This is a genomic window from Paucilactobacillus nenjiangensis, from assembly GCF_008632615.1.
GTDB classification, from domain to species: domain Bacteria; phylum Bacillota; class Bacilli; order Lactobacillales; family Lactobacillaceae; genus Paucilactobacillus; species Paucilactobacillus nenjiangensis.
The window spans coordinates 221,782-247,848 of record NZ_CP043939.1 but is presented as its reverse complement, the minus strand read 5'-3'; the positions used below and the strand labels follow the sequence as shown (position 1 = coordinate 247,848).

26 protein-coding genes, 4 pseudogenes and 1 riboswitch are annotated in these 26,067 nt (G+C 40.2%); of the genes and pseudogenes, 17 read left to right on the top strand and 13 right to left on the bottom strand.

Translation table 11 applies throughout. The annotated features are described in order from the left end of the window. Positions 1 to 4: 4 nt before the first annotated feature. Entirely contained in the window at positions 5 to 925 is a 921-nt protein-coding gene (gene rbsK / locus F0161_RS01240) for a ribokinase (RefSeq protein ID WP_137602304.1), read from the top strand. A 111-nt stretch (positions 926 to 1,036) separates the two neighbouring features. On the opposite strand, the gene F0161_RS01235 is transcribed toward rbsK, so the two are convergent. The 3 genes from F0161_RS01235 to F0161_RS01225 form a co-directional block, all read right to left on the bottom strand. Beyond that, the gene (locus F0161_RS01235; RefSeq protein WP_137602305.1) at positions 1,037 to 1,300 is read right to left on the bottom strand and encodes a hypothetical protein; all 264 of its coding nucleotides are present in this window, start codon (positions 1,298 to 1,300) and stop codon (positions 1,037 to 1,039) included. 185 nt (positions 1,301 to 1,485) lie between these two features. After that, complete coding sequence (locus F0161_RS01230) at positions 1,486 to 2,874, bottom strand: flavocytochrome c (RefSeq protein WP_150203295.1); 1,389 nt, start codon at positions 2,872 to 2,874, stop codon at positions 1,486 to 1,488. Positions 2,875 to 3,053: 179 nt separating this feature from the next. Further along, positions 3,054 to 4,235 carry an MFS transporter gene (locus F0161_RS01225; RefSeq protein ID WP_150203293.1) on the bottom strand — a complete coding sequence of 394 codons (1,182 nt, stop codon included), beginning with the start codon at positions 4,233 to 4,235 and terminating at the stop codon, positions 3,054 to 3,056. Between the two features lie 244 nt (positions 4,236 to 4,479). Here F0161_RS01225 and F0161_RS01220 point away from each other — a divergent pair, with 244 nt between their 5' ends. The 6 genes from F0161_RS01220 (at position 4,480) to F0161_RS01195 (ending at position 11,997) form a co-directional block, all read left to right on the top strand. Then, positions 4,480 to 5,382 carry a helix-turn-helix domain-containing protein gene (locus F0161_RS01220; protein WP_150203291.1) on the top strand — a complete coding sequence of 301 codons (903 nt, stop codon included), beginning with the start codon at positions 4,480 to 4,482 and terminating at the stop codon, positions 5,380 to 5,382. Between the two features lie 169 nt (positions 5,383 to 5,551). Then, the gene (locus F0161_RS01215) at positions 5,552 to 7,015 is read left to right on the top strand and encodes an MFS transporter (protein ID WP_137602639.1); all 1,464 of its coding nucleotides are present in this window, start codon (positions 5,552 to 5,554) and stop codon (positions 7,013 to 7,015) included. Positions 7,016 to 7,043: 28 nt separating this feature from the next. Next, the gene (locus F0161_RS01210; RefSeq protein WP_150203289.1) at positions 7,044 to 8,666 is read left to right on the top strand and encodes a glycoside hydrolase family 43 protein; all 1,623 of its coding nucleotides are present in this window, start codon (positions 7,044 to 7,046) and stop codon (positions 8,664 to 8,666) included. Between the two features lie 216 nt (positions 8,667 to 8,882). Further along, positions 8,883 to 9,374 (top strand): ECF transporter S component, encoded by a 492-nt coding sequence (locus F0161_RS01205; RefSeq protein ID WP_137602637.1) that lies wholly within the window; start codon positions 8,883 to 8,885, stop codon positions 9,372 to 9,374. 22 nt (positions 9,375 to 9,396) lie between these two features. After that, positions 9,397 to 10,257: a PfkB family carbohydrate kinase gene (locus tag F0161_RS01200; protein ID WP_150203287.1), complete on the top strand. Its 861-nt coding sequence runs from the start codon at positions 9,397 to 9,399 to the stop codon at positions 10,255 to 10,257. A gap of 101 nt (positions 10,258 to 10,358) precedes the next feature. Next, a riboswitch (purine riboswitch) is annotated at positions 10,359 to 10,457 on the top strand. Positions 10,458 to 10,740: 283 nt separating this feature from the next. Beyond that, positions 10,741 to 11,997 carry a nucleobase:cation symporter-2 family protein gene (locus F0161_RS01195; RefSeq protein WP_404825416.1) on the top strand — a complete coding sequence of 419 codons (1,257 nt, stop codon included), beginning with the start codon at positions 10,741 to 10,743 and terminating at the stop codon, positions 11,995 to 11,997. 52 nt (positions 11,998 to 12,049) lie between these two features. Here F0161_RS01195 and F0161_RS01190 read toward each other — a convergent pair whose 3' ends face one another. From F0161_RS01190 to msrB, 3 genes are all read right to left on the bottom strand, one after another. After that, positions 12,050 to 12,490, bottom strand: a complete 441-nt coding sequence (locus tag F0161_RS01190; RefSeq protein WP_150203284.1) for a MarR family winged helix-turn-helix transcriptional regulator — start codon at positions 12,488 to 12,490, stop codon at positions 12,050 to 12,052. Positions 12,491 to 12,503: 13 nt separating this feature from the next. Next, positions 12,504 to 13,898 carry an MDR family MFS transporter gene (locus F0161_RS01185; protein ID WP_150203283.1) on the bottom strand — a complete coding sequence of 465 codons (1,395 nt, stop codon included), beginning with the start codon at positions 13,896 to 13,898 and terminating at the stop codon, positions 12,504 to 12,506. A 123-nt stretch (positions 13,899 to 14,021) separates the two neighbouring features. Then, the gene (gene msrB / locus F0161_RS01180) at positions 14,022 to 14,444 is read right to left on the bottom strand and encodes a peptide-methionine (R)-S-oxide reductase MsrB (RefSeq protein ID WP_150203281.1); all 423 of its coding nucleotides are present in this window, start codon (positions 14,442 to 14,444) and stop codon (positions 14,022 to 14,024) included. Positions 14,445 to 14,623: 179 nt separating this feature from the next. On the opposite strand from msrB, the gene F0161_RS11545 reads away from it, so the two are divergent. From F0161_RS11545 to F0161_RS11535, 3 genes are read left to right on the top strand one after another with little or no spacing between them, the layout of a single operon-like run. Next, on the top strand, positions 14,624 to 14,815 hold the full coding sequence (locus tag F0161_RS11545; RefSeq protein ID WP_225423163.1) for an MBL fold metallo-hydrolase: 192 nt from the start codon (positions 14,624 to 14,626) through the stop codon (positions 14,813 to 14,815). A gap of 9 nt (positions 14,816 to 14,824) precedes the next feature. Beyond that, a complete protein-coding gene (locus F0161_RS11540; protein WP_225423162.1) occupies positions 14,825 to 15,058 on the top strand; it encodes an MBL fold metallo-hydrolase in 234 nt (77 codons plus the stop codon). Beyond that, positions 15,037 to 15,435 (top strand): hypothetical protein, encoded by a 399-nt coding sequence (locus F0161_RS11535; RefSeq protein WP_225423161.1) that lies wholly within the window; start codon positions 15,037 to 15,039, stop codon positions 15,433 to 15,435. Before F0161_RS11540 ends, F0161_RS11535 begins: the two co-directional genes overlap by 22 nt. On the opposite strand, the gene F0161_RS01170 is transcribed toward F0161_RS11535, so the two are convergent. From F0161_RS01170 to F0161_RS01160, 3 genes and pseudogenes are all read right to left on the bottom strand, one after another. After that, entirely contained in the window at positions 15,419 to 15,781 is a 363-nt protein-coding gene (locus F0161_RS01170) for a hypothetical protein (protein ID WP_150203279.1), read from the bottom strand. The two genes, F0161_RS11535 and F0161_RS01170, sit on opposite strands and share 17 nt — an antisense overlap. 16 nt (positions 15,782 to 15,797) lie before the next feature. Continuing rightward, entirely contained in the window at positions 15,798 to 15,977 is a 180-nt protein-coding gene (locus F0161_RS01165; protein WP_150203277.1) for a TetR family transcriptional regulator, read from the bottom strand. 178 nt (positions 15,978 to 16,155) lie between these two features. Then, a pseudogene (locus F0161_RS01160) lies at positions 16,156 to 16,776 on the bottom strand (IS30 family transposase); the annotation flags it as partial. A gap of 294 nt (positions 16,777 to 17,070) precedes the next feature. On the opposite strand from F0161_RS01160, the gene F0161_RS01155 reads away from it, so the two are divergent. Continuing rightward, entirely contained in the window at positions 17,071 to 18,246 is a 1,176-nt protein-coding gene (locus F0161_RS01155; protein ID WP_150203275.1) for an IS256 family transposase, read from the top strand. A 60-nt stretch (positions 18,247 to 18,306) separates the two neighbouring features. On the opposite strand, the pseudogene F0161_RS01150 reads toward F0161_RS01155, so the two are convergent. Beyond that, positions 18,307 to 18,594, bottom strand: a pseudogene (locus tag F0161_RS01150) (hypothetical protein); the annotation flags it as partial. Between the two features lie 12 nt (positions 18,595 to 18,606). After that, positions 18,607 to 19,194 carry a site-specific integrase gene (locus F0161_RS01145; protein ID WP_027821988.1) on the bottom strand — a complete coding sequence of 196 codons (588 nt, stop codon included), beginning with the start codon at positions 19,192 to 19,194 and terminating at the stop codon, positions 18,607 to 18,609. 76 nt (positions 19,195 to 19,270) lie between these two features. Here F0161_RS01145 and F0161_RS01140 point away from each other — a divergent pair, with 76 nt between their 5' ends. From F0161_RS01140 to F0161_RS01130, 3 genes and pseudogenes are all read left to right on the top strand, one after another. Then, positions 19,271 to 19,549 carry a type II toxin-antitoxin system Phd/YefM family antitoxin gene (locus F0161_RS01140; protein ID WP_060678116.1) on the top strand — a complete coding sequence of 93 codons (279 nt, stop codon included), beginning with the start codon at positions 19,271 to 19,273 and terminating at the stop codon, positions 19,547 to 19,549. After that, positions 19,549 to 19,905: a type II toxin-antitoxin system YafQ family toxin gene (locus tag F0161_RS01135; RefSeq protein ID WP_150203274.1), complete on the top strand. Its 357-nt coding sequence runs from the start codon at positions 19,549 to 19,551 to the stop codon at positions 19,903 to 19,905. The genes F0161_RS01140 and F0161_RS01135 overlap by 1 nt, the downstream gene beginning before the upstream one ends. A 142-nt stretch (positions 19,906 to 20,047) precedes the next feature. Next, positions 20,048 to 21,259 (top strand): annotated as a pseudogene (locus tag F0161_RS01130) (MFS transporter). A 74-nt stretch (positions 21,260 to 21,333) separates the two neighbouring features. Here the strand turns inward: F0161_RS01130 and F0161_RS01125 are convergent. Both F0161_RS01125 and F0161_RS01120 read right to left on the bottom strand, forming a co-directional pair. Further along, entirely contained in the window at positions 21,334 to 23,580 is a 2,247-nt protein-coding gene (locus F0161_RS01125; RefSeq protein WP_150203273.1) for a heavy metal translocating P-type ATPase, read from the bottom strand. Positions 23,581 to 23,830: 250 nt separating this feature from the next. Beyond that, positions 23,831 to 24,262, bottom strand: coding sequence for a CopY/TcrY family copper transport repressor (locus F0161_RS01120; protein WP_150203270.1), 432 nt, complete (start codon positions 24,260 to 24,262; stop codon positions 23,831 to 23,833). Positions 24,263 to 24,542: 280 nt separating this feature from the next. Here F0161_RS01120 and F0161_RS01115 point away from each other — a divergent pair. The 3 genes and pseudogenes from F0161_RS01115 to F0161_RS01105 all read left to right on the top strand — a co-directional run bounded on the left by F0161_RS01115 (position 24,543) and on the right by F0161_RS01105 (position 26,039). Next, positions 24,543 to 25,339 (top strand): annotated as a pseudogene (locus F0161_RS01115) (IS5 family transposase). A gap of 129 nt (positions 25,340 to 25,468) precedes the next feature. Further along, positions 25,469 to 25,747: a plasmid mobilization protein gene (locus F0161_RS01110; protein WP_003625288.1), complete on the top strand. Its 279-nt coding sequence runs from the start codon at positions 25,469 to 25,471 to the stop codon at positions 25,745 to 25,747. Then, the gene (locus F0161_RS01105; RefSeq protein ID WP_005917927.1) at positions 25,737 to 26,039 is read left to right on the top strand and encodes a type II toxin-antitoxin system YafQ family toxin; all 303 of its coding nucleotides are present in this window, start codon (positions 25,737 to 25,739) and stop codon (positions 26,037 to 26,039) included. The genes F0161_RS01110 and F0161_RS01105 overlap by 11 nt, the downstream gene beginning before the upstream one ends. Positions 26,040 to 26,067: the final 28 nt, after the last annotated feature.

Sequence of the window (26,067 nt, the reverse complement as noted above, 5' to 3'; positions counted from 1 at the left end):
TATCATGATAAAAAGTGACGTATTAATCATTGGCTCAAATATGATGGATTTAATTACTTATATCGACCGCATGCCGATTGAAGGTGAAACCGTCGAGGCACCAGATTTTGAAATGGGTTTCGGCGGTAAAGGGGCTAACCAAGCAGTTGCCGCAGCACGCTTAGGCTCACGTGTGAGTATGATTACTAAAGTCGGTAATGATGCATTTGGACAACAACAGTTGACTAATTTCAAAGATAACAAAATTGACGTTTCCGGTGTGGGCATCGGTACCAAAAGTAGTGGCGTTGCGCCAATTTTTGTCAGCAAATCATCCAATAACAGTATCATCATAATTAAAGGAGCCAACAATGAACTGACTCCTGACGATTTGCAAGCCAATATCGAAATTATTAAAAATGCTAAAATTATCGTTTTAGAAAATGAAATCCCACTAGAAACCAATTACGCAGCCATTGATTTGGCGCAAGAATTCGGCATTCCAATTTTGTTAAATCCAGCCCCTGCACGAAAAGACTTGGATTTAGAATACGTTAAAAAGGTCGATTATTTTGCCCCAAACGAAACCGAACTAGCAACTTTGACGGGTTTACCAGCTAGCAATCTCGATGAAATTAAAGTGGCCGCTCATGACATGGTTTCATTAGGCGTTAAGCACATGATTGTCACGCTAGGCTCACGCGGAGTGTTATCCGTGACTGATCAAGACGAACAACTCATTAATGCCTTGAAAGTTGATGCGGTAGATACCACTGGTGCTGGCGACTCAATTATTGGCGCCTTTGCCCATTATCTGGCAGAAGGAAAAAATGAGTTAGACGCCTTAAACTTAGCCAATCAATACGCAGCGATGACGGTCACCCGTCGGGGCACACAAAAATCCTATCCCACTAAAGCCGAAGTTGAAGCACACTACCAACATTAGTGTCGACAAAAAAATGAAACAAGCAAATTTTGCCTGTTTCATTTTTATTTTATCTGCGTTCAGTCATTTCCAACCTAAGTTGCAGCATCATTTTTATAATTGCTTAATCTCTTATTTAATAATCGTAATGTTCTTATAACTCACAACCATCTTTGAATGGTATTCATCTTTAATTGCGCGTGATAAATCTTCGTTTTCAGCAAAATCTACCAAACAAGAGTTAGTATACTTTCTTTTGATAGTTGCCAAAGCAGGTTCTTTCACCGCTTCACTAGTGAATTTAACTTGTTGTTCTAAATCAAATTGTGCATTCACTTCGTTTTCTTCATATAAAGACAAGCGACTTGATTTGTCAGTCGTTTTAGTTTCTGCCATTAATCATACCTCCATTTATTCTGTAAAAGTTAACTAGAATATTATACAGCAAATTACGTATTTACGCTAATTGGATTGTAAATTATGGATAGTTTATCATTTCACAGGTAATTGTTCATAATATCTGCCACAAAAATAGCCAGCCAAGACTATCTCCCAGTTGGCTGTGGTACATCAATTCAATTTTATCCTAGATATTTGTAAGCTTGTTTCCCAGCTTGACGACCAAAAATGACTGTTTCAGCAATCGAATTGCCACCAATCCGATTATGTCCGTGCAAACCACCAGCAATTTCGCCGGCTGCAAAGAGTCCACGAATGACTTGGCCTTCTGTATTCAAAACTTGAGCTTTGTCGTTAATAGCCACGCCACCCATGGTGTAATGAACGGCTGGTGAAATATGAACCGCATAATATGGGTCGTTTTTCAGTTCATGATGCATCCCCGTCGAACGCTTATATTTGCTGTCGCCCTTGCTGTTGACCGCCACGTTCCATTCAGTCCGTGTCCATTCCAATAAATTAGCGGGCACACCAATTTCTTTGGCTAAGACACTAATCGTTGCTCCGTGCTTAACTAATCCGATACTGTCATAAAACTTCATCGCGGGTACACGGTCATAAACGGCTTGATCTAAAATCAAATAAGCACTTCTTTCTGGTAATTCATCAATGGCGGCGGTCACCTTATCACGTGTAGCTAATTCATTTGTGAACCGTTCGCCACGACTATTAACAAGGATTGCACCTTCGCCTCGGACTGCTTCACCAATCAAATATGCATGATCAGTATCTTGTTGGACAGTTGGATGCACTTGAATTTGATCCATGTCCGTCAGCAAAGCACCGGCTTTTTCCGCTAATGCAATCCCATCACCAGTGGCACCCTCGTGGTTAGTCGTCCGGTAATTGGCTAAATCAGGACGAACTTTGCTAATCATTTCAGCATTCGCACCAAATCCACCAGTTGCTAAAATCACTGCAGCGGCTTCGATTTGAACGGCATTGCCATTGACAGTGGCTTTAACTCCTGTAATCGTGCCATCATTATCTTGGAGCAATTCGGTTACTTCTGCGTCTTCAAAAACAGGCACTTTCGCTTTATCAATTTGTTTGAGGAGTTCGGTCACTAAGTAGCCCCCCACTGGTGCTCCATCGTGAGGACGGTGAGTCCGCGGACGAGTCATACCACCAACTAGAGTTAAATCATCTAAATTAATGTTATGTTGTGCCAACCAGTTAATGGCTAAGGCACTGTGCGTGACGAAATATTTCAACAGCACTTCATTATTGGCACGACCACCACCGTCATAGGTTTCATCATAGAAAGCTTGCATGTCATCAATAACTTTGTGGTTAACTTGTACTTCAGTTTCAGAGGCATTCATCCCAGAAGAAGCACGCGTGGTATTGCCACCTAATTTGCTCATTTTCTCTAAAATGACTGGTTTGAGTCCGAGTTCTTCGGCCTGCAAGGCACTGGTTAAGCCAGCACCCCCTGATCCAATCACGATTAAATCGTATTTCTCTTGTAATTTTGAAGCATCGGTTGGTTTAAATGTATATTTTGCCAATTTTCTTACCCGCTTTCATCAATTATATTTTGGTGCTGATTTCATACGATAACTCTCTTATGCCTTGATTCTCTGTACAGTTTCTCTTTGTTGCCTTTACTTTAGCACTTATTTCACAAATTATTAAGTGATTCCATTTAATCCCATTAATTATTTAAGCAGTACAAAAAAGCCTCAAATTAACGAGACTCTCTAACTGGGTTCTCCTTCAAGATTTTATTTAATATCACAATCAAGATAAACGTCATCAACGCATATCCAAAAGCAATTAAACTGATATTCTTTAAGCCAATAATTCCAAGTAGGGCAGCGGCCGTCGCTGATCCCAAAGAAATTCCAAAATTAAAAAAAATTGAGCTCAAGGAGGAGGCCAATACTAATGATTGTGGATAGTCTTTTTCAGCTACCCCCAAAAAATGCACTTGCATCGGTGCCCCTAACAAGGCCGTTACTACACCGACTATCAATAATACGGCTAGCCCGGTAACTTTATAATTGAGCGCTAGTGGCATCACCAACAGTAGGGCCATTTCCAAAATAAAAATCTGTGGCATTTTGGATATTCCACTTTTATCCGCGATGCGCCCGGATAATTGGTTACCAACGATACTAGTAATCCCTAAGGCAAACAGTAGTATATTCAACATTCCTAAACTGAATCCCAAAGCGTCGGTCAAAAGTGGCCGAATATATGTATAGTAGCCATACATCGCCGCCGCAGAACCTAAAATAGCGAAGACCCCAACGTAAATCCGTGAGTCTTTCAATAATGTCAGTTGGCCCAGCAAGGTACTCTTCACCTGCTTGGTATCACGCGGCAGAATAAAAATGAGGGCAACAAACGTCAAAATTGCCACCACTGACACGACCCAAAAAGCATTCTGCCAACCATAGTTAGTACTAATGGTCGTTCCAATTGGCACGCCAATAATTGAAGCAATACTGAATCCAGAATATAACCATGAAATTAAACCGGCTCGCTTATCCATGGGTGCGATGGTCGTTGCAAACGTCATAATCAATGAAATAATTGATCCGGCTACCATAGCCGTCATCACCCGCGAAGCAATCAAAATCGCATAATTGGAAGCCACTGCGCCGAGGGTATTCCCAACAATGAAAACAACCATCAGCGTCATCAAAACTTTAAACCGATTATACTGACTGGTAAAAATCGTGATAAATGGGGTACTAATTGCATATACCAGCGCGAAAGCGGTCACCAGATATCCCACCACAGCGATGGAGATGCCAAATGATTTGGCAATATCAGAAATCACCCCTACGACCATAAATTCATTACAACCTAACATAAAAGCCGTCAACACAAAAACGACGACCTGTAATCTATACTTTGTCACCTTTTTCCTTCTCCTTTAAAAATATAATTGTGAGAAAATCCACAATAGTCACGATTTGACAAATTTTGAGCAAAAATCAAACTAGACTGTTATAATGAAAACGGATACATTTTAGTTATTATTGAAATAATTTATCGACTGAGCTTTCTCTCTTCTGTTACTACGATACAGTATTTTAACTGCAAATCAAACATTTGTTTTTTCAAACTTTTCCCGCTGTTATTTTTACAATTGAGGTGTCACGATGGAGAAATTTGTTTCTATTCCAGCAATTGAATCGAGCCTACACATTTTCGGTGGTCATATCCGGACTGTGCCCGGTGGTTGGTCGTTTTTCGAACAAAAACACCAAGCATTTGAATTAATGTGTATTATTGAAGGTCATCAAACGACTGTGATTGGTGACCACCAGTTAACCTATGGGCCTGGCGATGCACTCTTTATTTCACCAGGTACTTTGCACAACAATTACAATTCTAGTAAGTCTGAGAAGATGACTTACATCTGTTTCCACTTTAATATTGAAAGCTTACAACTAAAATCTGAAATCATTAGCTACATCGCTAATGACGTTATCCACGCCACTAATCAAATTGCCCAAATTGCTATTAAAACGGCTAAAGAAATGATTGTTTTGAGTGATGCCAACGATGTTTCTCTGGTAGAAAAGAAGCTCAAAATTCAAATTGAATTTCTACAATTTCTTGGTAGTTTGCTTTCGCTTCTACCTGAATATAAGAACCAACAACGCTCCAAATACAGCGAACGTGAGGCTCAGGTTGCCCGTTCAATTGCAATGTCAATCGAGACAGCAGTTGAAAACGCCAATACTGATGGCCTAAATTTTGGAGAAATTTGTAAGACCCACAACATCAGTTCCGGTTATGGTCACCGTGTGTTCAAAAAAGTTTATGGTATTACCCCGTTGCATTTGATTGAAGAACAAAAATACCGGAAAGCTAAGTTATTATTGGGGACACCAGAATACTCAATTGAGCAAATTTCTTATATGATTGGAGCTCCAGATCAGTCCAGTTTCAGTAAACAATTTAAGAAATGGTCTGGACTCACCCCTAGTAAATATCAGCAACAAATCAATCATAAACGCAAGGTAAGCTCCCTTAAAGAAAGCGGCTATTTCGAATAGACCGCTTTTTATTTTGCCCAAGTCACCAGGTTACAATTTGACAAATTTCTGTTATCAAATACTCTTTTATATATTCTGAAAGCGGATACAATATAAATATAATCATTTGTTGGTTCAGTTTACCAACTAATCGTTATCTATTTCACACATTTTGAAGGGAGTTTCAATTATGGCCTCAAATCCTCAAAGTTCATCTACAGATGAATTCGCCAAGCTAACTTGGCGTGAGCGAATCAGTTACGGTGCTGGTGATCTGGCGCAAAACTTGATTTTTGGTACTATCGGTTCCATGTTGCTATTTTATTTAACCACTGTGTACGGTATTTCAGCTGCTGCCGGTGCAACAATCTTCTTGGTAGTTCGTTGGGTTAACGTTTTCTGGGATCCATGGGTTGGTGCAGTTATTGATAAGCATGACTTCAAGAGCGGAAAATATCGCCCTTACCTCGTCTATGCTGGTGTACCGCTAACTATATTCTCAGCAATGCTATTCTTACCAATCGACGCTGTTCGTGGTAACATCGCCTATGCATTTATTGCATACTTGGTTACTGCTTTAACTTATTCATTAGTTAATATTCCTTACGGTGCTTTAAACGCATCTTTAACTCGTGATAATGACGAAGTTTCTACCTTAACCACAGTTCGTATGACAGAGGCAAACATTGGTAACTTATTAGTTTACACATTCTTGCCATTATTCGTACAACTTGCTTCTCCAGACAAACAATCCAAGGACATTGGGTTCTTCGGACTTCATATGAACTTGGGAGATTACACCTCACCTAAAGCGGGAACTGCCTACTTTACAGTGATGGCCATCTACATGGTAATCGGATTTGCAATGTTAATGTTTACCTACTTTGGTATTCACGAACGAGTACTTCCTACAAAGGCAGAATCTGATAACGTTAAATATTCCGATTTGTTTGCGGAATTAAAACGTAACCGTCCACTCTTAATTCTGGGACTATTCTTCTTAATCGGATTTACTTTCATGTTCTTTGGAAACACTGTATGGCCTTTCTACATGCAATACAGTGTTGGACACTCAGAATGGATTTCATCAATTAACTTGATTGGCTCGATTCCTGGGATTTTCCTTGTCTTCTTATGGCCAATCGTTCGTAAACGAATTGGTAAAAAACAATTCTTCTATATTTTCCTAACCCTCTTTATTATCGGTACATTAATTCTTTATGCATGGTCATTACCTGCCTTTAAAGATAGTGTTGCCCTTGGTTACATTGGTCGTTTCTTACAACAATGGGGTATCACTGCTGCAACTGGCTACATGTGGTCATTGGTTCCTGAAGTTGTTTCTTATGGTGAATACAAATCTAAGAAACGTGTTGCCGGTATCATCAATGCTTTAATGGGACTCTTCTTCAAGATTGGTCTTGCTTTAGGTGGTATCATTCCAGGCTATATTAACGCTGCTACTCACTTTGATGGTACTGCTAAAACTCAAAGTGCCGGTGCCTTGATGGGTATCCAAATCTCAATGATCTGGTTGCCAGTTATTCTTGCCGTAGTTGCTATGTTCATCATGAGTCGTTACCCACTAAGTGATAATGATGTTAAGAAAATTAATCTTGAAATTGACCAACGTAAAAAAGCTGGTAATTTATAAAATAATTGTTTAGAAAGGAATTTTAAACATGAAACTTACTAATCCCGTGCTTCCCGGTTTTAACGCTGATCCAAGTATGATTCGCGTTGGAGACACTTATTACATTGCCAATTCTACTTTCGAATGGTTCCCCGGCGTTCGTTTACACGAATCAAAAGATATGATTCATTGGAACCTGCTCCCCTCACCACTATCAACCACCACACTGTTAGACATGAAAGGTAATCCTTCCTCAGGCGGTATTTGGGCTCCAGATTTGTCATATGCAGATGGTAAATTTTGGCTAATTTATACTGATGTTAAAATTACCGAAGGCGCTTTTAAAGATATGACCAATTATTTAACTACTGCCACCGACATTCGTGGTCCTTGGTCAGATCCAATTAAAGTCAATGGTGTTGGTTTTGATGCCTCACTATTCCATGACACCGATGGTAAAAAATATTTAGTTCAACAAACTTGGGATCACCGTGAATATCATCATCCATTTGATGGAATTACTTTGACGGAATTTGATACTTCTACCATGAAGCTCAAACCACACACTGCCCGGACCATCTATGATGGCACCGACGTTAAACTGGTCGAAGGTCCTCATCTTTACAATATTAAGGGTCAATACTACCTATTTGCTGCTGAAGGCGGAACAGTCTTCACCCATCAAGAAGTCGTTGCGCGTTCAAAGACACTTGACCCACACTCATTTGAAACTGAACCCGATGGGCCATTCATCACCAACCTTGATACTCCAGGATTCTATTTACAAAAACAAGGCCATGGTGCCTTAGTTGATACCCCAGGCGGCGAATGGTATTACGCTTCACTTGTCTCACGTCCTTGGAATCACCCTAACGAATCATCAACCGATCCACGTGGTTGGAGTACATTAGGTCGTGAAACCTCAATCCAAAAAGTTGAATGGGATGACCAAGACTGGCCTCGTGTCGTTGGTGGTCATGGTGGTCAAGTTGAAGTCGAAGCACCTAAAGATGCCATTTTGACGGACGCTCCATTGAACCATTCTCGTCACGATAACTTTGATAAACCAGCACTTGATATTGATTGGAATACCCTCCGCATTCCTTTCACAGCCACAATGGGTTCGTATGGCAATGGCGAATTAAAACTAATTGGCCGCGGTTCACTTGCCGGTACCTTCGATACTTCACTGATTGCATCACGTTGGCAAGCCTTTAATTTTGATGCTGAGACTAAGGTTAAATTCGATCCTTATACTTACCAACAAATGGCTGGCTTAACTAACTTTTATAACGATAAGCACTGGTCATGGATTTACATCACTTGGGATGAAAACAAGGGTGCAGTCATTGAGGTTGCTCAAAACGACAACAATAACTACACTTCATTCCTCAAAGATGACGCCATCAAGATTCCGGACGGGACAGATTACGTTTGGTTCAAAACCAAGGTTCGCAAACAATCATATACTTATGAATATTCATTTGATGGTGAACTTTGGAATGAAATTCCAGTTGAACTTGATGCAGCAATCCTTTCAGATGACTATGTCTTGCAAAACTATGGTGGCTTTTTCACCGGTGCCTTTGTCGGACTCGCTGCTGTTGACTATTCTGGTTACGAAGAAGCTGCAACCTTCGACTACTTCGATTACACCGAATTCGATGATTAACATCTTCAAAACAATCTAAAATTTCACATTAAATCCCAACAACCAACTTACAATTAATGATCATGCAGACTTCGGTTTAACTGCATGATTATTTTTATGTGAACAATTCCCGTATTTTGTCTTATTACAATTATGTAACTAATCTGTTTCTTTTTAACTTTTTATTAAGAAATAGTTATAATAAAAGACAGCTAAGAGAGAAAAGAGGTTTTTGGTATGAGTTCATCTTATTCAGTACGTCGATCTGTTGTTTTAGCACTATTGGTTGCAGTCACAGTGGTTGTAGCTCGTGTTTTCTTGATTCCCGTACCAATGACACATGGCAACGTTAATTTATGCGATGCCGGTATTATTATTGCTGCGCTAATGTATGGTAAACGTGGCGGCTTAATCGTTGGCGGTTTAAGCGGTTTCTTACTAGATTTAATTTCAGGTTATGCTCAATATATGGTCTTTTCACTCATTGTGCACGGCCTTGAGGGCTTGATTGTTGGTTGGCTTGGTTACAACAAGGGACGCAAAGCTCAAATTCTGGCGCTAATCGCCGGAATTGTGGTCATGGTCCTTGGTTACTTTATTACCGATGCCATCTTATACAAGCCCGTTGCTGGATTGGCCGGAATTCCAACTAATTCCATTCAAGGTGTCGTGGGCGCCGTGATTGGCTATCCTTTAGCCTTAAAATTAAAACAAACACTAAAAGTGTAGTTCCCTTCAGAAAGGAAACATCATGCAAAATATACAACTAGAACATCCATTTTTAGTTGCTCAAGATTTATCTGCCATTGGCAGTTTGTCGTTAAGCGTCGCAAATCCAATTTTGGCTGCTTTCGGTTCACCATTAGCAGTTTTACCAACAAGTTTGTTATCTACACAAACGGAAGGCTTTGACACACCGGCTAAATTGCCAGCGGATAGTTGGCTTGAGTCAACTTTTAAACATTGGCAACAACAAAATATTCAACTGTCAGGGGCTTTAATTGGCTACTTAGGTACGGACGAATTAGTCACACAGCTCAGTAATTACCTTGCTGGCCAGCACCTACCGTTGGTCGTCGTTGATCCTGTCATGGCTGATCAAAGCGAATTGTACCCAGGTTTGCCAAAACGATATTCCGTATCAATGAAGACCCTACTGCAGTATGCAGATGTGATTGTACCCAATACCACCGAAGCTCAACTATTATCAGGGATTACGATTGGTGATAACCCAACTGAAAATGAACAAACTATTTTATTGAAATCTCTAGAACAACTAATGCCAAAAGACTCCCACGCAATCATAACCGATGTAAGAGTTGGTGCTCAAACGGGTTGTGTCTGGCTAGAAGATGGCAAAATCAGATATTATAGTTGTCCAATTATTAATGGTCATTTCTTTGGCAGTGGTGACGTTTTTGCTGCCCTATTGGCTGGATTTTTGCTTCACGAAGAATCACTCGGTGATGCCATTCGTATGGCGACCGATGGCACTTATGAAACTCTCAAGCACACGGCTGCGGAGGAAACCGAACTGCGTTTTGGTCTCAACATTAGTACCTTATTAGGTAAAATCAGTAATTACGCACAAACTGGCGAATTTAAAAGTTAACATTCGTTTTTTATTCATCAATTTTTAATTTGTGACCGGTTTCATTCGTGTTTTCCATCAATAAGCTTGTCACTCGTCAGTTCCAGTGTTAGTATTTTAATACAAATTAAATCGCAACTGCCTATATAATGCCGTAATATGGTCGGCGAGTCTCTACCCGAAGCCGTAAACTTCGGACTATACGCATGAATAAGTAGTGAAATAAACCGCTCTTCACTTGAAGAAGTAACGATGGATTATCGACGCAGTTTACTGCAAGATAATTTAAGTTACATGTAAAGTGAAGGTTTATTGAGCACAATTCAGACAAGCTGACGTAAAAATCAGTTCGTATACAGAGATTGAGGTTCCCCACCTCGGTCTCTTTTTGTATTCTTGAGACTAATTAGACTAGGTGGTTAGCACAGGAGGATTATTGTGAAGGAAGCCAGTACGTTAAATTCACCAACGCAATCAGAAAATGTCTCGAATTGGAAAGCTGCTATTTTAGGAATTCAGCATTTGTTAGCTATGTATTCTGGTGATATCTTAGTACCAATTTTGATTGGTTCGATGTTGCACTTCAATGCCGCCCAAATGACTTATCTCGTCTCTGCCGATATTTTTATGTGTGGAATCGCGACCTTACTACAATTGCGGACGACCCCATTAACCGGGATTGGCTTACCAGTTGTGCTTGGATGTGCAGTGCAAGCAGTGGCTCCACTGGCTTCAATCGGTGGCAAGCTTGGTATTACCTATATGTACGGTGCCATCATCGCTGCTGGAATTTTCGTTTTCTTAATTGCTGGCCTCTTTGCGCGTTTGAAATATCTTTTTCCTCCCGTTGTCACAGGCTCATTAATTACTATTATTGGTTTTACTTTGGTGCCAGTTGGTTTTCAAAATTGGGGCGGCGGCGATTTAACTGCCAAATCATTTGGTAATTCTAATAATTTAATTATCGGTTTGGTTACGATGGTCATTATCATTGGAATTAGCGCTTTTGCCAAAGGTTTTATCAAAGCCATTGCCATTTTAATTGGAATCTTAGCTGGTTCATTTTTGGCAGGAGCGATGGGTGTTATTTCACTTGATCCGGTCTCTCAAGCTTCTTGGTTCCACCTCCCTCAATTCTTTTATTTTGGAGTACCCAAATTCAACGCTTCTTCAATGGTCACGATGATGTTAGTTTCAATCACGACCATGATTGAATCAACCGGTGTCTATTTCGCATTAAGTGATGTCACTGGTCAAAAATTAGGGACTAATGATTTGAAGAAAGGTTACCGTGCTGAAGGAATTGCCGCCATTTTAGGTGGACTCTTCAACACTTTCCCCTACTCAACTTTTTCTCAAAACGTTGGTGTCTTAAAACTGTCCGGTGTAAAAACTCGAAAACCAGTTTATTTTGCCGCATTCTTCCTAATTGTCCTTGGACTTTTACCTAAAATTGGTGCCTTAGCAACAATTATCCCTAGTGCTGTCCTTGGTGGCGCAATGGTCGTTATGTTTGGCATGGTTGGCGTACAAGGAATGCAAATCCTTCATAAAGTTGATTTCTCTAAGAGTAGTAATTTGCTAATTGCTTCAATGTCGATTGGCTTAGGAATTGGCGTTAATACTTACCCTCAAATCTTCCAACACTTGGGTACTGAACTACAAATTATGTTAAGCAATGGTGTGGTCGTTGGTAGCGTCACTGCTGTCGTTCTTAACTTAATTTTGAATCGTAAAGAATTAAAAGATCAAGAGTTCTAATTACAAAATTCAATCCTCATAGTAGTCAATTACGACTATTATGAGGATTATTTTATTGCATATTTTTGATGATAGTTGCGATAGATGCTTTGAATTGAATAATTTCTTGTTCATTCATGCCTGCAAACATTCGTAGTTCTAGGTTGGTCATATCGCGTTCAAACTCAGATTGATGTTGTTTAAAATCATCAATGATTCGTGGTTGCAAAATAATTTGTTTAGCTCGCGAATCTTTCGGTGATTTTTCTAAACGAATTGCGTCTTTTTCGACGAGCCGTTTAATAATGCCATTGATTGTTGGTCGACTCAGTCTAAATTCAGTATCCAAATCATTTTGCTGAATTGTCTCATCGCGGTGATCAAATAAATACATGACGACTGACATTTGTGTGCTGGTAAACCCAGCTTCTTGTGCCATCAAATGTTTATCAAGTTCTTTTTCAATTAGGGTATTCAAAATTTTGATTTGCGGTGAAAAGAATTTTTTATCCATTTTAAACTCCAATTTATCCTGTAATTTCAGCAGCCGTTTTATTTCTAAGCGTAAATGCCATTAAGAAGCAAAGCAATGAAAATCCTGTGACGACCATGAAAGTCCACTGATACCCAGTAGCTGTGTTGGCCAAGGTAACAGAATGACCGTTGGCGCTTAATTTAGCAGTCATGGTTGAAACCGTCACTAATAAGGCCGATCCCAATGAACTGGCAACTTGACGAAATGTGGAAGCAACCGTGTTACCATGCACCAAATATTTAGCTGGCAAGGCGTTGACGCCAGAAGTATTGAGCTGCATCATCACTAACCCCAATCCTAACATCCGGATGGCATACAGGGTCGATATCAGTACGACACTAGTTGTATGGTCGAACCAAATCATCGGAACAGACGCCAGAGTTAAAATACCAAACCCGATAATTGCTAGCCCTTTGATTCCATGTCTATCAAACAGGCGCCCTGCAATTGGTGAGATTATCGCACCAGGCAGCATGATTAGTCCAGAATCAAGTGCAGAAACTCCACGTACATTTTGAACATAAAGTGGCAATATCAATTCCACTCCCAGTAGAGCAATCGAAGACAACGCGGCTAAGATTGTTGTTTTCGTAAATGAAATTGATTTAAAAACTTTCATTTCCAACATTGGCTTTTCCATTTTAAGTTGACGGATGACGAACAAAATCACAAAAATGATTCCGACAACGACCATCACTAACGAACTTAAATCAACAGATCCAGTATTTCCAATACTAGAGAAACCATACAACAGAATTCCAAAGCCCAAGCTCGACAATGCCAGCGATTTCCAATCTAATTTATCACCAGTTGGTTGGGTGATATTTCGAACAAAAATCATCGACAAGATAATAATAATTATACTAATCGGAATCAAAATAATAAACAACATTTGCCAAGAATACTGATCAACTATCCATCCCGATAAGGTTGGCCCAATTGCGGGTCCTAAAATAATTACAATTGATGATAATCCCATGGCAGAACCACGCTTATCAATTGGAAAAATTAACATCATCAAGCTTTGGGTCAATGACATACTAATCCCGACAGAAATTGCCTGGACTAACCTACCGAGTAGCAAAAATGTAAATGTAGATGACATCACCGAAATTAAAGTTCCAAATAAAAATATCACCATTGTCGTAATGAAAAGTGGTTTCAAACGGAATCGATTTAGGAAGTACGCAGAAAGTGGCATCATAATGCCGACGACCAAAATATACCCAGTATTCAACCATTGAGCCGACGTTTGACTCACATGAACTTCACGCATAATTGCGGGAATGGCATTATTGAGTAACGTCTCGGTTAACGAAGATAAAAAACCTCCCATTAATATCACAATGATGAACATCAAATTGTTCTGTTTTTTAGTATTAATCATTCAAGCTCCCTCTTTCATTAATTAGCATGCTAATCATCATAATAGTTAGCACGCTAATTGTCAACTGGCAACTTGAAAATAAAAAGTCAATCCCGTTATAATTCGGTAATCGACTAAATAAATTTATTTAAATAGTTTTTGATACTCGCCAAAGCCTTGTTCTTCTAACTGATCGACTGGTACAAATTTCATGGCAGCTGAATTAATACAATAGCGCAACCCACCGGCCTCTTGCGGACCATCTGTAAACACGTGGCCCAAATGTGAATTGGCATTTTGGCTACGAACTTCGACCCGTTCCATACCAAATGATTTATCCCGAATCTCGTCTAATTTAGCAATTGGTTTAGTGAATGATGGCCAACCACAACCAGCATCATACTTATCGGTTGAAGAAAACAGTGGTTCGCCACTCACAACATCGACGTAAATGCCATCGCGATAAAATTGATCATATTTCCCGGAGAACGGTGCCTCAGTTGCGGCATTTTGAGTAACGTCATACTCTTCTTTAGTCAATCGAGACTTCAATTCTTTCTTATCCATGCTAATCACCTCATTGATTAAGAATAGCCGCAATTCGGCAAATGAGCAATTTAGATGCTCACTTTCGAAACATTTCATAACTCTGTGTAAGATATCTAACACTGTGAGTGATATTGATATTAATATTTTTACGTATCTGTTTTATGATAAACGCATCATAAATTTATGGGGGAATTATTATGACAATCAAAATCCATGTATTACACACTGGCCTGGTCACTGTTGATAAATCCATACCTGCACATGAAGCAGCTATCAATCCATTAGCTTTCACCGGTATTTTCAGATCTCATAAAAATAAAATTACGCTGCCAGTTTCTAGTTATTTAATTGAGCACCCCAAGGGATTGGTTTTAATTGATACAGGTTAAAATGACCTCGTGAGGACTAGTCAACGAAAAGAACTTGGCTTACAAGTTAAAATTAATCAAGCTTATTTACCAGCAGGTTGGTCAGTTCGCGAGCAAATCGACTCATTAGGTTTCAAAACTTCTGACATTGATTATGTGATGTTAAGTCATCTGCATAGTGATCACGCAAGTGGATTACCCTTAGTAGCTGATGCTAAAAACTTTTTGACCAGCGAAGAAGAATGGCAAACCGCGACAAATTAAGGTACATTGCAAAAATGTGGCAAGGCATTGATATGAACACTTTCCATTTTGAAGACACTGGACATGGTCCATTTGGTCGCTCATTTGATTTATTTAACGATGGTTCAATTGAGTTTTTTTTCACTCCTGGACATAGCTTAGGATTAGCCGCAACAATCATCCGTGGCGAATCCGGACAAGAAGTACTACTTGCAGCTGACACGGGATATTCTGCTAAAAATATCAACAAGCTCTATACTCCTGGAATTGTAAAAAATCGGGGGAATGCAATCCAATCAGTTGGTTGGATTCGTGAAAAAAGTCGTGAATCACAAGTTATAGAACTACTTCCTAACCACGACCCTGAAGTGATTCCACACACTATTGTTTTGAACTAGACCTAACCGTATTAATAACTGCATCAGAGATTTGATTCATTAACACACCGATATTTTCGTTAACCCCATTTTCTAGCGTCCACAAAATATTATCCACAGCGATGGTGGCATACAAATTGGCTAAATAATCCATTGGAATTCCAGTCTGTTTTTCGGCTGGGATTTCTTTTGATATTGACACGCTTAACATCTGTTTCATATTTTCCGCCAAATCATTATCAGTTAAGTGAATTTTGGTTAATTGGAGTACTTGATCCTTATAGGCTTGTAGATAGTCAAACAATCCAACCAATGATCGATTACCCTTCCGATTACCAAAGCGCTTGTTCAGTCCATCTTGAAACAATTCCCCATAATAGGCATTATTTTTGTTCCAACCAATCATACTTGTCCAAATAATGCTGATAAAATGTTGACCGTCCAATTTTAGCCGTGGTACAAATTTGTGCAACAGTCAATCGTTCAAATGATAATTCGTGGAGAAGCGTAAAAATAGTTTCGTCGATTAACGTTAAAGTTTTCTCGGTTCGCAAATCAGCCATATTTTTTCTCCTTGAATTTGTTTGGTTTCATTTTAGCATTTCAACCAAAAAATCGCATTCCTCAATAATAAGAAATGCAATCACCGTTAATTGACAACTATTTATATATTTGGCAGATTGCAAGAAATAACTTGAACAAATTTAGTAACGCAGATCACGCAAAAAGATCTCAATCGGTGTTCGCCAATTCTAAAATAGCCTTGGTCATTGAAGTACTATCTCGTCCATTAAGCCGTTTAACGATGGTAAGCCGACTCTTACGCTCGACAAACGTAGCTACTGCTTGACCTTTACGTTTTCCAGATAAAACTGTATCAGCTTCGAAGTGACCTGAAGTATTACGATCAGAAATTTCAGCTGGACGATCTTCGATGGAACGTCCATGACTAAAAGTACCACGGGTTTCTTTAGCTCGTTTGCGACGAATACCATGGTCAGGTAAATCAGTCACATTAATATCCAGTAGTTCCTGATCAATCCAGTTATAGATGGTTTTGTAGGCAATTCTAACTACATGAGCCACTTGTTCAATTGACCATTTTTGGATCTTGATTTTTTCTTCAATCAATCGCTTTAGGTTGGTCGTTAAGATGGTTTTACGACCACGATGACTAAGTTTAACTTCATGGTCAGTTTGAGCCTTAACTGCGTGGTACTCACCAGCTAAGCGATGAACCTCATTAAAGATAGTGGTTTTACTAAAGCCTAAATAATCGGCAATATATTGAAGTGAGTGCTTTTCATGATGAAGTGTTTCGATGACAACGCGGTCTTCAAATGATAAAATAGTGGTGCCCATAAAGGTCCTTCTTTCTAGTGGAATGTTGTGGTGACACCATTAAAGGCCTTTATGGGTTTTTCTGTCCACTAATATGTTCAACTTAAATTTTACAATCTACCATTTACAAACATTTACTACTAGAAACCTAACAATCTAGATAGTAATTAATAAAACATCTCCCATTTTCAACTGTACGAGAGCGTAAAATATCTTGTGTAAATGCATAAAAGATTTCTGAATTGTATAGAAATAGGGAATGCCTTCCCTTATGATATTTAGTAATCACAGAAAACATCACAGGAGGCATTCCCCATGAATGAACTTACCACAGAAATTATCGCTGCACTAGCCCAAAAGCAAGATTTGGACGAAGTTTTTCGTCACCACCTCGAAATTGCGATTAACCAGCTGCTTCAAACCGAATTGGCAGAGTTTTTGGGTTACGAACGCTACTCATACGCTGGGATTAACACTGGTAATAACCGCAACGGCAGTTATGAGCGCTCGTTTGATACGAAGTACGGCCAACTTAACTTAACCATTCCTCGAGATCGCAATGGCCGGTTTGAAAATCATACCTTGCCAGCCTACGGTCGGCACAGTGATAATTTAGAAACAACGGTCATTCAGTTGTATACCAAGGGAATTACCACTGCTGAAATTGCCGAACTTATTGAGAAAATGTACGGTGCTCACTACTCCAAAGCCACGGTTTCCAACATGACTAAAGCCGTCAATGAACAGGTTCAAGCTTTCCAGCAACGTCGACTGGGTTCACAGTATGCGGCCATCTTCTTAGATGCCACTTACTTGCCGTTAAAGCGGGATACCGTTCAAAAAGAAGCCGTTCATATTGCGATTGGCATTCGTCCAGATGGTACGAAAGAAGTGCTGAACTACCAAGTGGCGCCAACGGAATCGACTGGAATCTGGACTGAACTGCTGGGAACCTTGATCAAGCAGGGCGTTAAAGATGTGCTGTTGTTTGTGGACGATGGGTTAGTTGGTTTGTATGAAGGCTTGAATCGGCATTTCCCTAAAGCCAAACGACAACGTTGCCTGGTTCATGTTGGGCGGAATCTGATGAACAAAGTTCGCGTAAAAGACCGCAAGGCCCTGATCAGTGACTTTAAACAAGTTCATCGGGCCGCCAACCGTGAAGCAGCCGAACTGAAACTGAATGAGTTCGCCAACAACTGGCATCAGACCTATCCCAAATTAATCAAAGATCTGCTTAAAATGCCGAATTTACTCACTTTCATGGACTTTCCACCAGCTATCCGGCAATCACTATACTCCACTAACCTGATTGAGAACTTTAATAAGCATCTCAAGCGCACCACCCACCACAAAGAACAATTTCCAACGGAAGATTCACTGGATCGCTTCCTGGTTTCTCAGTTTAATGTTTATAACGAGAAGTCTCTGAAGCGGATCCACCGAGGGTTCAAAGGACTCCAGGACACCTTGGAAGCATCATTTATTTAAGTTAGATACATATTATATGTACGAAGGCATTTCATTTACACAAGATTCTTGACGCTACCGATTAATTTCGAAAATTTGAATTTCAGTTGCTAAGTAAAGTGGCGTCTTACCATGATTAAAAGCAAAAACGGGTTGCGGAAAATCAGGCTTACTAGCAACTTGATGAACACTTTGACGAGAGTTCATCTGCCAGCGAATTTTTAAATCTTCACGCGACAATAACTGTGGCAGCTGTGTTTTTTCAAGTTGAGCTTGTTGCTGCAACTTTTGTGTAAAGGCTTGTTTAGTCTTGTTTTGATGCCAATCATCAAAAAGATCATACTTGTTTGATTTAAAATCTAAATCCATAAAGCCAGCCTCCTAACCAAAATCAATTTTATCCAGCATCGTTTCGGTACTAGCCTGGTCTAAGCCTAAATAAGCTAACGTCATCGCCTCACTGGAATGATTGAGCAGATTCATGACTAAGCCAATATTATAATTTGATTGCGTATAGACGCGATAAGCCCCGGTTTTGCGCATTGTATGGGTCCCTAGATAATTAATTCCTAACAGATCGCCAACCTTACTCATAATTTTGTAGAACTGTTTTTCCGTGATATGGCGCTCGGGGTGTTGAATGGAAGGAAAGAGCCATTCAGAGGCTAGTCTATGATCAAGTAGCCATTGACGGTACAATAAGAGCTCTGTTTGAACTGGTTTAAGATACAAGGTATTAGGCTTACCCGTTTTTCGGTCGTGAATGAACGCATTTTGTTTAATAGAACCGTCCGGATTAAAAATATCGGTCTGTTTTAAGCGCATGACATCACTGACTCGCAACAGTGTCGCTTTGCCAACTTGAAAAACTGTATAGTTACGCCGGCCAGCTTTAAAGTTGTTGAGTAAGGTATCTTGAACCTCCTTGAGAACATTTGAATCTTTGATGGGTAAGACAACTTGTTGCATAGTTTTAGCTCCTTAAAAAATTGATTTTTAGTACGGATTAAAGTACAATATTGAGTACAAGGGAAGGGTGGTAAATATGACATTAGCATTAACACAGAGCGATTTTCGCGCTAACTTAAAAAAATATTTAGATCAAGTTAATGACGAAGACGAAACCGTTTATATTGCTCGTTCAAATAGTCGCGCAGTAGCCATCGTTTCACAAGAAAAAATGGACTGGTTAGAAAGAGCATTAAAAGCTAAAGAAGGTTCGTTAGAATATGCAATTGCACGTGATCAGTTAATTAAACGCCATGTCTTACCTGACGATGAAATTGTTGAACCAGATGATGATTATTGGGGTCAGTTTAAATAATGAAAAAACTAAGATTTAAACCACGTGCAACCTTTAATGCTGATCTAAAACGGCTAGCCAGTTTAGACAAATCTATTATTGATGAAGTTCGAGCAGCCATTGACCTGTTGCTTGATCAACAACAATTACCACCAGAATTTGAGGATCATGAACTTAATCGGCGAATGAGCGGGTATAATGAATTTCACCTACGAGATACCCCAAAAAACAAAATACCAAGCGAAACTAACGATGTCCTGGTGGTTTATACGATTGATAAAGATGAACTAGTCTTAATTGGCATTCGAGTCGGATCGCATGATTGTTTATTTCCTGGTCAAAATCGTGCTAAAAGGTATCGAAAAAATAACGAATAAAAGAAGCTATTTCTGGTATATAAAAATAAATAACCCCTAATATCTACATTATAGATATTAGGGGTTATTCTTTCAATGCTTTTTAGGGGCAATTTTATAATTAGTGCTGGTAAAGGATGCAGTGCCATTGCCAGCGCCGCTTATAGAAGTGGTGAAAAATTATTTGATAATCAAGAAGGCCGCCACTATTTGGTATTTGACCAAGAAAACCGGTTCAGCAACGGTATTGAGCATTGCTACTATTTTAGGAATGCTGCCAATGGTGATTCTTAGTCCGTTTGTTGGTCCTATGGTTGATCGGTGGAACAAAAAAGGCCTCCTAATTTTCCCGGACGTTTTTGCTGCCTGTTTCGCTATTATTCTTTCCGTATCCGGAACGGTCTTTCATGTATTTCCACTTTGGCTCATTTTTATTTCATTACTGATGCGGTCTTGTGCGCAAACCTTCCAGATGCCAACGATTCAATCGGTAATACCCACAATGGTGCCAGACAAAGAAATTACCCGTATGAACGGCTAACTGGGAATGGTGCAATCCGCGAATATGATTATTGCCCCAGCACTGGGCGCGTTTTTATTTGCGTTTATCCCCATCGAGTACTTGATTCTGTTAGACGTACTTGGGGCCATCATTGGGATTTGTATTTTAACGTGGGTTCAAATTCCTAACAATGAAAAAATTGATCAGCCAATGCATGTGCTCCACAACACCCGCTTGGGGATCAAACAACTTACGAACAACAAGGGCTTGTGGTACATTACGTTGATCGGCGCCGTCTTCACACTAACCTACATGCCTGCTGCCAGCATGTATCCACTCATGACCATGAAATACTTTCAGGGAACCGTTAGTCAGGCTGGCTTAATTGAAGCCATTTATTCAACTAGCATGCTAATCGGCGGCACTATCATTGGCCTCTTTGGTAAGTGGCAGGACCGGATGAAGCCCGTAATCATCGCGTTTTTCCTGGTTGGCATTCCAACCGGTATTAGCGGCATTTTGCCAGGTAACCAAACCGGATTTTTATGGTTCGCAGCTTTAAACATCATTGAAGGAATTGCGACCCCATTTTTTACAACGCTTTTAATGGCAATGATTCAACAAAGTTATCCAGCAGAAGAGTTAGGGCAGATTCTAGGCGTTTTGAATTCTTTGTTGAATCTAGCTGGACCAATTGGCTTAATTTTTGCCGGTCCCCTAGCTGATGTGATTGGCATTGAACGCCTATTTGTGATTGCAGGAATCGGTGCTGCCATTTGCGGGTTGGTCGCGGTGTTAATGCCAATTACCAGGCAATATGACATTAGGCTGCATCAAAAATTGGCGAAATTAACTGAGCAACCAGATAAGTAATTAACATGATGATCATAAAGAGGAGAAAGACCAGACTGCCAGCTGATCTTTCTCCTCTTTTTGTCATCACTTAATTACACGTTTTTAATCTTTTCACCAGTCAATCCCATCGCATTAATTGCCACGATAATTGTCGACATCGCCATGACCGCAGCACCAACGGCTGGGTCTAGAATGATTCCAATAAATGACAACACACCGGCAGCGAGTGGAATTGCGACAATATTGTAGCCTGCTCCCCACCAGAGATTTTGAACCATTTTCCGATTTGTGATTTTAGCCAAATCAAGAAAATGTAAAATATCGCTGGGTTCTGATTTAACCAACACAACATCAGCGGAATCAATGGCAACATCGGTTCCGGCGCCAATTGCAATTCCAATATCGGCCGCGGCAAGACTTGGTGCGTCATTTACGCCGTCACCAACCATGATGACGTGATTGCCCTTTGCTTGATAATCAGCAATAACCTTTTGCTTATCATCTGGTAATAGGCCTGCATGGAATTCAGTCAATCCTAGTAAGTTAGCAACGTGTTCCGCGGCTTTTGGATTATCGCCAGTGAGCATTACGGGGGTAATTCCTCGCCTCTGAAGACCACTAATTAATTCCTTAGCACCCGCTTTGATGGTGTCGCCTTCAGCAACCATTCCTTGAACTTGGGTGCCCTGCAATAGGAAGCTGACGGAATTACCCTTAGCAGCCCATTTATCAGCAGCGGCCTCGTCGAACCTGATCCCTTGCTTCGTTAAATAGTTACCATTAACAATCGTATAGTCAGTGCCATCAACATTACCGGAAATACCAACGCCCGGAATATTTTGAGACTTTTCAGCCGCAACGACTTCAATGTCCTTCGCTTGGGCTTCAGTAATGATTGCTTGGGCCAGCGGATGAGTCGAATTATTTTCAAGGGCGGCCAGTCGGCTTAATAACGTTGTTTCGTCAATCCCATCATTTGGAATCAATGCATTCACCGTAAATTTACCTTCTGTTAACGTGCCAGTTTTATCCAAGAGAACGTGGCTAACATGTTGACTTGCTTCAATGGCTTGGCGATTTCGAACTAATAGCCCATTTTGAGCGCCAATCGTAGTAGAACGAGAAACCACTAATGGAATCGCTAATCCTAATGCATGCGGGCAAGCAATCACGAAGACGGTCACCATGATCGTCATTGCAGTCGCCAATCCCTGGGGTAACCAGGCAAAGAAAGCAATAATCCCAACACCAAGTGCCGCGTAAAATAGATACTTGGCAACTAAATCAGCTTTATCTTCTGCTTTAGATTTAGCTTGCTGGGCATTTTGAACCATTTTCATTACTTGAGAAAGATAGCCGGAGTCACCAGTACCACTAATTTTAACCGTTAGCGTCCCGTTATTGTTAGTTGCACCACCAATGACCTTATCGCCAACGTTCTTGGTAACGGCAGCAGATTCACCGGTTACCAGTGCTTCATTCACGGTCGACTCCCCAGCCGTAATAACACCATCGGCTGGAATACTCTCACCTGAACGCACTTGGAAAGCTTGACCAACTTTTAAATCAGATACTGGCACTTCTTTTGTTTCACCATTATCTGTAACTAGATGGGCCGTCTTAGGCAACAGGGCCGCCATCTTTTGTAAGGCATCCCCAGCCCCCATCAATGCATTCATTTCAATCCAGTGTCCTAGAAGCATAATTAAAATCAGGGTTGCAAGTTCGAACGAAAAATCCATTACATGATTTGCCGGGTTCAAGAAGTTGTTGGCAATAAATGCGTACAAACTGTAGAAATACGAAACGGAAATTCCAAGGGTTACTAGCGTCATCATTTCAGGAGATTTATCCTGAATTTCCGCTTTAGCCCCCTTTAAAAATGGCATTCCGCCATAAAAGTAAAGTGCTGTATCAAACAAAACGATGATAATGCCAACAATTAGCGGTGAACTGAAACTAAGGATGGAAACGTTTAAACCCATGATTGGTGCTAACAGTAAAACTGGAATCGCTAAGACAACGGAGACCCAAAATTTAACTTTCAAATTCCCCATATGCATCATTGAGCCACCGTGCATCATCATGTCGGTCCCAGCCATATCCATATCACCGTGATTCATCCCACTCATATTCATAGTTTCGTGATCCATGTTCATTTGACCATGATCCATTTCGGCCATATCGTGGTCCATGTTCATTTGATTATGATCCGTTTCGGTCATATCGTGATCCATTTTCATGTCATCATGATCCATATGACTCATATTTGATTCATTATTTTCCATATTCTTAGCACTCATGTTTTTCATGTTCATATGGTCCTCTTTATTTGCCATGCTTATCGACCCCCTAAAAATAAGTGTGCGTAGCAAAGCGGTTAGAAGCCGGAATATAAGTTCCTTGTGTGGAAATCCCCGGGCTCGGGATTTTTCCACCAGGTTCTTATATTTAGGCTTCTGCTTTGCGGAGCACCATGCCACTATATGAATGAGAATTACGACAAAAATTCATAAGTTTCCGCCATCAGAAATCCCAGATTCTGGATTTTTGTGCAGCAATCCTAAAAGTAAACAGAACACCACAGTCTTAACACGTTTGATCACCTGGCAAGCAGTTACACTGAACTTCCTCGGGCGCTGTTTTGGCCTTTTCAGCTAGAATCACCTGTAAGTTCGCAATATCCGCCCGTGAGAGTTCCCTTGACTGAATAACGCCGGCAATTGTTGAACCAGCCCGCATCGCACACATATGGTCAAACAAATCATCTGCCGCTGCCGCCATTGATTCCTTCTCGCCAACAACCGGCTTATACGTGAATGGTCGACTGCCGCCATGCTGCGCAACCGCCTGTTTTTGAATCAACCTGTGAAGTAGCGTTTTGGTTGTTGAAGCTGACCAGCCTTCTAATTCGTTCATAGCATCGATTAGTTCACGACTAGTCGCATGTCCCATTGTCCAAATTGCTCTCATAACCATCCATTCAGAATCGGTGATGGTTACATTCTTTGCATCCTTCAATTGGCTTCCTCCATTAATTGAATTCTAAGTTTACGTTTGTAGCCTCTTAACACTTATTAGTTTACAACTGTAGTTACAATAATGCAACCTTTCTGCCAGAAAATACCATGACATTAAAAAAACGCCTAGATAATATTCCAGGCGTGGTTTGATACGATATGTTAAATTAATGATCTGGGAATTTTTGGTTTTCTTGTTAGTATGGTGAAATGCCTCTTAGAACCTGTCTAGTATCTGCTGAATCTGGTAGAATTGTGGAAAACCGACTGAGGAGTTTGTCATGCCAGATTATCCAAGCAATATTTCTCGAGCGCAATTTGCGTTAATACAACCTGATTTAGAAAACTTCCGCAAGCATACAAGACCGCGTCGTTATGATCTTTATGACGTATTCAATGCCATCCTTTACTCGCTTACTACAGGGTGTCAATGGCGTGAATTACCGCACGATTTCCCGGAATGGCACACTGTCTACCGCTATTACGATGTGTGGTGAGATAAACCAGACCCGACAGCTGATTCGCTATTAGAAAGGCTTTTAAAAAAACTGTTTCTTCCTATCGCTTTGCACAGGGCCGATCGGCCCGAACGTCGTTTGTGATTTTTGATGCTCAAAGTGTTAAAACCACTGATTTAACGAAAAATAGTGGCTACGATGGCGGCAAAAAAATTTCAGGGATTAAGCGTCATATGGCGGTTGATATTAATGGTTTACCACAAGCCATTCTCGTGACACGAGCTAATGTATCAGATCGTTCAGGTGCATTGGCTATGTTTAGTTTGGCTAGCCAAACTTTAGAGCTGGTTCAGCATGTCATGGTTGATGGTGGCTATGGTGGCTACACTGGCAATGACTTTGCGGATCAGGTGAAGCTCATTTTGAATGCTAAGACGACGGTAGCTAAACGCAACGAGTTGCATATGTTCACGGTGTTACCGCAACGATGGATCGTTGAACGTTCATGGAGTTGGCTAGACAAATGTCGGCGACTTTGGAAAAACTGTGAACGTGCCCTTAACAGCAGTCTTCAAATGGTTGTATTGGCCTTCCTGAAGATAGTTCTTAAAAGATACTAGACAGGTTCTAAGACAACTTGTTGCATAAGCTGTTAGCTCCTTTACTTTAAAATTAATTTAGTTGCAGAAAACCTAAAAATCGAATATTATAATGTAGTACGATGGTAAACTTAAAGGAGGCGGATTAGAATGAGTAATACTATTATTAAAAACAAGACAATTTCAACTCGTGTAACACCTGACATTAGTGAACGGGCTAAAGCTAATCTAGCAAAACAAGGGCTAACCGTTTCTGAGTATATACGCTTATCGTTAGTTAAAGCGGCCAATAATGAAGTTCGATTAGTCAGCTTTTTAGATTCTCCGGAAGCCTTAGCCGCTAAAAAAGAAGCAGAAACAGGGCAGGTCAAAAACATTGGTTCATTGACTGACTTTGAAGATTGGATCGATAAGTTAGATGCAAATTAAACAGACCAAATCTTTTGAACGTGAATTAAAAAAACTAGTCAAAAAACATTTCCCAATAACTGTCTTGAAGCCTTGTTTAGAAGCAATTGTTGAACAAGATGTACTTGTTTTGAAACAGATTAAAGATCATGCATTAAAAGGAAATTGGCGTGGCTATCGTGAATTTCACCCTGCCAGATATGGAAACTATGGTAAAAATTATGACAACTGGATTGTTATTTATCAGCTAGATCATGATGAATTGATTTTGTTATTGGTTGCAACTGGCTCCCATGAAATCTTGAATCAATAGCTATAGTTTAGGGGCACTTATAAAAAAA

Coding starts and splice junctions, on each gene's coding strand:
- rbsK (WP_137602304.1), top strand. CDS start 5: ATGATAAAAAGTGACGTATTAATCATTGGCTCAAATATGATGGATTTA.
- F0161_RS01235 (WP_137602305.1), bottom strand. CDS start 1,300: ATGGCAGAAACTAAAACGACTGACAAATCAAGTCGCTTGTCTTTATAT.
- F0161_RS01220 (WP_150203291.1), top strand. CDS start 4,480: ATGGAGAAATTTGTTTCTATTCCAGCAATTGAATCGAGCCTACACATT.
- F0161_RS01215 (WP_137602639.1), top strand. CDS start 5,552: ATGGCCTCAAATCCTCAAAGTTCATCTACAGATGAATTCGCCAAGCTA.
- F0161_RS01210 (WP_150203289.1), top strand. CDS start 7,044: ATGAAACTTACTAATCCCGTGCTTCCCGGTTTTAACGCTGATCCAAGT.
- F0161_RS01205 (WP_137602637.1), top strand. CDS start 8,883: ATGAGTTCATCTTATTCAGTACGTCGATCTGTTGTTTTAGCACTATTG.
- F0161_RS01200 (WP_150203287.1), top strand. CDS start 9,397: ATGCAAAATATACAACTAGAACATCCATTTTTAGTTGCTCAAGATTTA.
- F0161_RS01190 (WP_150203284.1), bottom strand. CDS start 12,490: ATGGATAAAAAATTCTTTTCACCGCAAATCAAAATTTTGAATACCCTA.
- F0161_RS01185 (WP_150203283.1), bottom strand. CDS start 13,898: ATGATTAATACTAAAAAACAGAACAATTTGATGTTCATCATTGTGATA.
- msrB (WP_150203281.1), bottom strand. CDS start 14,444: ATGGATAAGAAAGAATTGAAGTCTCGATTGACTAAAGAAGAGTATGAC.
- F0161_RS11545 (WP_225423163.1), top strand. CDS start 14,624: ATGACAATCAAAATCCATGTATTACACACTGGCCTGGTCACTGTTGAT.
- F0161_RS11535 (WP_225423161.1), top strand. CDS start 15,037: ATGGCAAACCGCGACAAATTAAGGTACATTGCAAAAATGTGGCAAGGC.
- F0161_RS01165 (WP_150203277.1), bottom strand. CDS start 15,977: ATGGCTGATTTGCGAACCGAGAAAACTTTAACGTTAATCGACGAAACT.
- F0161_RS01155 (WP_150203275.1), top strand. CDS start 17,071: ATGAATGAACTTACCACAGAAATTATCGCTGCACTAGCCCAAAAGCAA.
- F0161_RS01145 (WP_027821988.1), bottom strand. CDS start 19,194: ATGCAACAAGTTGTCTTACCCATCAAAGATTCAAATGTTCTCAAGGAG.
- F0161_RS01140 (WP_060678116.1), top strand. CDS start 19,271: ATGACATTAGCATTAACACAGAGCGATTTTCGCGCTAACTTAAAAAAA.
- F0161_RS01135 (WP_150203274.1), top strand. CDS start 19,549: ATGAAAAAACTAAGATTTAAACCACGTGCAACCTTTAATGCTGATCTA.
- F0161_RS01125 (WP_150203273.1), bottom strand. CDS start 23,580: ATGGCAAATAAAGAGGACCATATGAACATGAAAAACATGAGTGCTAAG.
- F0161_RS01110 (WP_003625288.1), top strand. CDS start 25,469: ATGAGTAATACTATTATTAAAAACAAGACAATTTCAACTCGTGTAACA.
- F0161_RS01105 (WP_005917927.1), top strand. CDS start 25,737: ATGCAAATTAAACAGACCAAATCTTTTGAACGTGAATTAAAAAAACTA.